The organism is Meiothermus luteus, assembly GCF_003574085.1.
In the GTDB taxonomy this organism is placed as follows: domain Bacteria; phylum Deinococcota; class Deinococci; order Deinococcales; family Thermaceae; genus Meiothermus; species Meiothermus luteus.
Map to the genome: position 1 here is coordinate 1 of NZ_QWKZ01000198.1, position 1485 is coordinate 1485.

Consider the following 1485-nt stretch of genomic DNA (forward strand, 5'->3'; position numbering starts at 1 on the left):
ACCCGGGTATGAGGTGGCTCAGGCGCCACCCCCCTTCAGCCTCCCGGAAGCGGTGGTCCTCCAGGGTGAGGAGGAGGCCCGTGCCCCGGCCCAGATGGGGGAGAACGGAGGGATAGCCATGGCGGGGGTCCACCAGGACCCCGGAGGCCACCCGGGCAAGCCGGGCGGCGATCAGCCCTTTGATCCGCCCCACCTCGTCCCAAACCTCCCGGGGGGAGAGCCGGGGGCAGGCCGACCGCACCACCTGGTAAAGGGGAGGGCGCTGGTCCAGGGCCAGGAGGGCGTACCGTCCCCCCTCCAGCCCGATCCGCCTCAAACCCAGTTCCTTTCCCTTCCCATCCATGCCTCCACCTCCTCGCGTGTGGGCGGTACCCCCAAAGCCACGTGGAGCCCCGCGGCCACATTGGCAAAGGCCAGGGCCGCTTCCGGGGGCCTTCCCTCCGCCAGTCAAGGCCGAGCCCCACGAGAAGGCCCGCAAGCCCAGCTACAAGCTCTGGATCGACCTGGGGCCCTTGGGGGTGAAGACCTCCTCCGCCCAGATCACCGCGCTTTACCGCCCGGAAGAGCTTGTGGGCCGCCTGGTGGTCTGTGCGGTGAACCTGGGCACCCGCTCCATCGCCGGCTTCCCCTCGGAGGTCCTGGTCCTGGGGGCCAAGGATGGGGAGGGCCGGGTGGTCCTCCTCACCCCGGAAAGGGAGGTGCCCCTGGGGGAGAAGGTCTTCTAGCGGGTCCGGGTCACCTTGGCCAGGTGGCGGGGCCGGTCCGGATCCAGGCCGCGGGCCCGGGCCAGGGCCTCGGCCTTGGGGTAGAAGGCCTGGGCCAGGAGAAGGGGGGTGAGCTCGGGCTGGGAGGCCACGGGCACCGACAAGGGGGTGTGGGCCAAGGCCAGGGCGTCGGGCTCGGGGGAGAGGACAAGGAGGTGGGCCCCCTTGGCCCTAAGGCCCTCGAGGGTGGCCAGAAGCCCCTCCAGGGCCTCGTCCCGCTGGGCTAGGGCCAGCACGGGAAAGCCCGGCTCCAAAAGGGCCTGGGGCCCGTGGAGGAACTCTGCGGCGGAGAAACCCTCCGCGTGCAGGCTGGCCACCTCCTTGAGCTTCAGGGCGGCCTCGAGGGCCACGGGGTAGGCGAAGCCCCGCCCCAGCACAAAAAGGTCCTCGGCGTCCTCCAGGTAGGCCAGCTCCCCCCCGGCCTCCAGGGCCCGATGGAGGGCCTCAGGGAGTAGGGGGAGGGCGGAGCGCAGACGGCTTTCCTCCAGGAGGTGGGCGAGGAGGTGGACCGTGGCGGCCAGCATGGCCAGAAAGCTCTTGGTGGCGGCCACCGCCCGCTCCTCCCCCGCATGGAGGGGCAGGACCACCTCGGCCGCCCGGGCCAAGGGGCTATCCTCCCGGTTCACCAGGGCCAGGGTCAGGACCCCCTGGCGGCGGTAGGCGGCCACCGCCTCTACCACGTCGGGGCTTTCCCCGCTTTGGCTGAAGGCCAGGAGGAGGG

1 protein-coding gene and 2 pseudogenes are annotated in these 1485 nt (G+C 71.8%); 1 reads left to right on the forward strand and 2 read right to left on the reverse strand.

The annotated features are described in order from the left end of the window. A pseudogene (locus Mlute_RS15215) lies at positions 1-343 on the reverse strand (hypothetical protein); the annotation flags it as partial. 103 nt (positions 344-446) lie between these two features. Here Mlute_RS15215 and Mlute_RS15220 point away from each other — a divergent pair. Continuing rightward, positions 447-725: pseudogene (locus Mlute_RS15220) on the forward strand (tRNA-binding protein); the annotation flags it as partial. Here the strand turns inward: Mlute_RS15220 and Mlute_RS15225 are convergent. Then, on the reverse strand, positions 722-1485 hold a 764-nt coding region (locus tag Mlute_RS15225), incomplete at its 5' end, for an SIS domain-containing protein (RefSeq protein WP_147371140.1). The pseudogene Mlute_RS15220 and the gene Mlute_RS15225 overlap by 4 nt on opposite strands.